At 44.7% G+C, this 4,989-nt stretch carries 4 protein-coding genes; all 4 read right to left on the bottom strand.

The window, feature by feature from the left end; all coding sequences use genetic code 11:
- Window positions 1-174: 174 nt before the first annotated feature.
- Genes LD39_RS11075 through LD39_RS11090 form a run of 4 tightly spaced genes read right to left on the bottom strand, consistent with a single transcriptional unit; the run spans window position 175 to window position 4,876 of the window.
- The gene (locus LD39_RS11075) at window positions 175-1,731 is read right to left on the bottom strand and encodes a fatty acid--CoA ligase (RefSeq protein WP_156112623.1); all 1,557 of its coding nucleotides are present in this window, start codon (window positions 1,729-1,731) and stop codon (window positions 175-177) included.
- A gap of 59 nt (window positions 1,732-1,790) precedes the next feature.
- Window positions 1,791-2,558, bottom strand: a complete 768-nt coding sequence (locus LD39_RS11080) for a 3-hydroxyacyl-CoA dehydrogenase (protein ID WP_035546296.1) — start codon at window positions 2,556-2,558, stop codon at window positions 1,791-1,793.
- Complete coding sequence (locus LD39_RS11085) at window positions 2,558-3,715, bottom strand: thiolase family protein (RefSeq protein WP_035546298.1); 1,158 nt, start codon at window positions 3,713-3,715, stop codon at window positions 2,558-2,560. The genes LD39_RS11080 and LD39_RS11085 overlap by 1 nt, the downstream gene beginning before the upstream one ends.
- 12 nt (window positions 3,716-3,727) lie before the next feature.
- On the bottom strand, window positions 3,728-4,876 hold the full coding sequence (locus LD39_RS11090; RefSeq protein WP_035546300.1) for an acyl-CoA dehydrogenase family protein: 1,149 nt from the start codon (window positions 4,874-4,876) through the stop codon (window positions 3,728-3,730).
- Window positions 4,877-4,989 lie beyond the last annotated feature (113 nt).

Consider the following 4,989-nt stretch of genomic DNA (forward strand, 5'->3'; position numbering starts at 1 on the left):
TCCCCGCCATCATCCTCGCACATAAAAGTCTCGAAACTGAGTCTTCAACAGTCGGAAGATTTACCGAAATAAGAAATTATCAAGCAAAATTTATTAGAATCTTCTTTTGAAAAGTACTTTTCCATTCCCCCATAAAAAAACCTACAGACCCTTAAAGGAGCTGTAGGTTTACATTTATTCTGATAACGCCTTCGTCCGTTCCCTAAGCTTAAATTTTTGAAGCTTCCCACTCGCGTTACGCGGCAGTTCTTCTACAAATTCATATCGCCTAGGTCGCTTATAGCGGGCAAGCCGATTTCCGGATGTGCAGAATTCGTCGAGAATTTGTTCACTCAATTTGGTGTTCTTTTTAACAATGAAGGCAACCACCCGCTCTCCCCACATCTCATCTGGTTCGCCGATCACAGCTGCATCAAGCACTCCTGGGTGGTCAAAAAGAACATCCTCTACTTCCCTTGAGTAAATGTTCTCTCCTCCTGAAATGATCATGTCCTTCACTCGATCACTGACCCATAAGTACCCATCTTCATCAAATGATCCGATATCACCGCTATGGTACCACCCTTTATATAGCGCTTCTTCCGTCGCTTCTGGACGATTGTAATAGCCTTGCATCATGCTGGGTCCCCGGACAATAATTTCACCGAGCTCCCCTGGCTTACATATTACCTCGGGCTCCGCAGGTCCTTGCTCATTCGTTCGAACGACTCTTACCTCATGGTTCAAAAGCGCCCTCCCGGCAGATCCGGCTTTTGAAATTTGTTCATCTTCCATTAATGCGGTTATTGCAGGGCCCATTTCAGTCATCCCATACGCTTGGACAAGCTGTACACCAAGCGCATCATGCAGCCTTGTCGTGAGGGCAGGAGCCATCGGTGCTCCACCATAAAGACCTCTTTGCAGGGTTTCGAAATCCTCTTTGGAAAATTCCTCTTGAATCATCATGTTCCACATCGTCGGAGCTGCGAAGAATGAAGTAATTTGTTCCTGCTTAACTGTCTCAATGACTGAAGGTGCATCGAAGTGATGCATAAGAACATTTGTCGCCCCCATCATCACTCGGGGAAAGAAGGCACAATGAAGCTCGGCACAGTGAAAAATTGGCGCTACGGTCAACCCACGATCCTTCTCACTCAAATGTAAACAGGCAGTCATGAGCAGCGCCTGATCGACCATATTGCGATGGGTATGAACAACGCCTTTTGGCAGCCCAGTCGTACCTGAGGTGTACATAATTGCATATGGATCATTTTCATCCAGTTCGCATGTAGGGCTTTTCGTATCTTTATCACTCACTTTGTCATAGTAGTTCATGGCATAGGAGAGATTATGTTCATCAATGGACCAAAATTCTACGTCAGGTAATTTGTCGACGATTAACTGAACTTGAGAAGCAGTTGCTTTTTCAAATACAACAACCTTTGGATCAGCATCCTGAAGAATGAATTCGAGCTCTTTCGCCATAAGTCTGAAGTTAATCGGATTGAAGATTGCACCGATTTTCATGCAAGCAAAAAGCGTCGTAGCAAATTCAGCGGTGTTATAAAGTATTGTGGATACGCGATCTCCTTTTTCAACCCCTGACGCTTTCAAAGCATTCGCAGCTTTGTTCACTTCTGCATCCCACTGCCCGTAAGTCCATCGGGTACCTAATCGCAGATCTACTAATCCCTCTTTATCGGCATATTTCATTACCGTCTGCTCAAACATACTTTTTAATGTTGGTCCCACCTATATCGACTCCTTTTTATGATTTTGGTCACATAGAAAAAGAACCTCATCCAACAAAATCACTTCGCCTGCATCCGAATCGCTCCGTCTAAGCGGATCACCTCCCCGTTCAGCATTGGATTTTCAATAATGCTCAACACAAGCTTTCCAAATTCATAGGGATGACCAAGCCTTTTTGGAAATGGTGTCATTTTACCTAACGTTTCCCTTGCCTCTTCTGGGAGTTGACTGAACATCGGCGTCTCAAAAAGCCCTGGAGCAATCGTCATTACTCGGATACCATATCGGGCCAGTTCCCTAGATATAGGAAGGGTCATTCCTACGACACCGCCTTTAGAGGCGCTATATGCCGCTTGTCCAATTTGCCCATCAAACGCAGCAATGGAAGCTGTATTTACAAAAATTCCGCGTTCACCTTCATCATTCGGATGATTATGCTGCATTCGTTCTGTAGCCAGGCGATTCATATTAAAGGTTCCAATTAAGTTCACCTCGACTACTTTCGAAAAAGAGTTTAGTCTATGTGGACCATCGCGCCCCACTACCTTCTCACCTACGACAATCCCTGCACAGCTGATGACCGTGTTTATTTTTCCAAAATGCTCGATGGCTTTGTCCAGCATTTTGGTAATATCGTCTTCTGATGTTACATCCACCTCTAAAAATAGAACCGAACTCCCCAACTCTTTAGCAAGCTTCTCTCCTCTCTCTGTATCGCGATCCGCTATAACCGCTTTCCCACTATTTCGAACGATCTTTCGAACAGTCGCTTCTCCCAACCCGGATGCCCCTCCAGAGACAATCCCTATCACTTCCTCTAAATTCATTAATTCGCCTCCAATCGTTCAATAACTGTCGCATTAGCCATACCAAGTCCTTCACAAACGGCTTGCAAGCCATATCGCTTACCGGTTCTTTCTAACTCATGCATTAGCGTTATCATCAACTTAGCACCTGTTGCACCCAGTGGATGCCCAAGAGCAATTGCTCCGCCATTGACATTCAATTTAGAATGGTCCACCCCAGTTTCTTTCATCCAAAATAAAGGAACAGGAGCGAAGGCTTCATTCACTTCAAACAAGTCAATCTCCCCCATGCCAAGTCCGGCTTTTTGGAGAGATTTATAAGTGGCTGCTACCGGCCCCGTTAACATTAAAGTTGGGTCCGAACCTACCACAGATCGCGCAACGATTCGAAACCTTGGCTGTAAACCAAGCGATTCCGCTTTTTCTCGTGACATTAATAAAACAGCTGAAGCTCCATCACTCATTTGACTCGCGTTCCCCGCAGTGATCAGTCCGTCTTTTTGAAAAGCCGGCTTAAGTTGTGAAAGCACCTCTAGGGTGGTCCCTGGTCTTGGTCCTTCATCTAAACGCATCGTAACGGGATCACCATTTTCATCTGTCACATGAATCGGCATTGTCTCTTTTTCAAAACGGCCTTCTTTGATGGCCACCAATGCCCGTTCATGGCTTTTCACAGCGTAGTCATCCAAGTCATGTTTTGTTAACTCCCATTTCTCCGCAATACGCTCCGCAGATAAACCTTGGTTAATCATTTCATACTGTTCACTCAATCGCTCACTATAAGAAGTTCCTTTCATATTAGAAAACATCGGTACTCTTGACATACTTTCAACTCCACCGGCAATAACTACATCCATATCGCCACACGCTATGGCTTGTGATGCAAAATGGATCGCTTGCTGACTTGAGCCGCACTGACGATCGATTGTTACCCCTGGAACCTCTATTGGAAAACCAGCTATGAGCGCTGCCATTCTCGCTACATCATTGGCCTGCTCCCCGACCTGCGTCACACACCCGGCGATGACGTCTTCCACTTCATTTGCGTCTATAGAGGATCTTGAAATCAATTCTTTGAGAACGAGGCTAAGTAATTCATCCGGTCTCATACGACTAAGCAGACCATTTCTTTTCCCCACCGGCGTCCTCACCGCTTCTACAATGACCACTTCTTTCATGTCAAATTCCTCCTATACTACTCCCATTTTCTTAGCAATGATCGATTTCATAATTTCATTAGAGCCCGCGTAAATGGCTGTGACAGGCGCATCACGGAACCGTCTGGCAATTTCATACTCTTCCATATACCCATAGCCGCCATGCAGATGCAGACAGTTCATAGCTACTTTTTTCACTAAGTCTGTCGTCCACCATTTGACCATGGACACTTCTTTGACGACGTCCTCCCCGTTCATGTGGGCTTCAATCGTCCGATCGAGAAACGTACGCCCAATTTCTACCTCCGTCTGCAGCTCAGCCAAGGTAAACTGCGTATTTTGGAAAGATGAAATGGATTGGCCGAAAGCCTTCCGTTCTTTTACGTATTGAACCGTTAAATCTATCATTCGTTCACTTGCTGCGATAGCTCCAATTCCAACAATCAGTCTTTCCTGCTGAAGTTGATTCATTAAATAATAAAATCCCTGACCTTCCTCTCCTAAAAGATTCTCAGCAGGTACTTTCGCATCTTCAAAAATCAACTCAGACGTGTCCTGGCTGTGAAGACCGATTTTATCCAGCTTCTTCCCCCTCGTGAATCCTGGTGTGTCTTTTTCAACGACTAGGAGGCTGATCCCCTTATGGGCTGGTGTAGCTTTAGAATTTGTTTTGCAAACGACAACAATCAGATCAGCTTGGATTCCATTTGTAATGAACGTTTTTTCCCCATTCAATACATAGTGATCACCGTCCTTGACCGCAGTTGTACGAATGGAGGCAAGGTCAGAACCAGCTCCGGGTTCGGTCATGGCAATGGCAGTAATTTTTTCTCCTGTAATGCATTTGGGCAGCCATTTTTTCTTTTGCTCCGTCGTTCCATAAGTGTGCAAATACGGGACGACAATATCATTATGAAGACCAATGCCGATGAGCCCTGTTCCTACTTTCTCCAGCTCTTCATTAATAACAACGGAGTAACCAAAGTCGGCTTCAAAACCTCCATACTCTTCCTCCAGCCAAGGACACAAATAACCATTTCTGCCAAGCTTTTGCCAAAATGAACGAGGAATCCCGCCCTCTTTTTCCCATTTACTAAAATAAGGATAGGCCTCCTGATCAAGAAATTTCCTCAGAGATTTGCGCAATATGTCGTGTTCTTCCTTTATGTATGGAGCTTTCATAGGCGCCCTCCCATATTTAATTTTCTGAAATTTAATCACACAATCTATGTATTCTACTTTTTCATTTTATTTCCTCCACAATCTCAGTAAACGCTTACAAAAAATCAAAAAAG

Source organism: Halobacillus sp. BBL2006, assembly GCF_000786645.1.
Lineage (GTDB): Bacteria > Bacillota > Bacilli > Bacillales > Halobacillaceae > Halobacillus.

Bases quoted from the DNA above. Each gene is read 5' to 3' on its own strand.
- LD39_RS11080 (WP_035546296.1), bottom strand. From the start codon at position 2,558: ATGAATTTAGAGGAAGTGATAGGGATTGTCTCTGGAGGGGCATCCGGG.
- LD39_RS11085 (WP_035546298.1), bottom strand. From the start codon at position 3,715: ATGAAAGAAGTGGTCATTGTAGAAGCGGTGAGGACGCCGGTGGGGAAA.
- LD39_RS11090 (WP_035546300.1), bottom strand. From the start codon at position 4,876: ATGAAAGCTCCATACATAAAGGAAGAACACGACATATTGCGCAAATCT.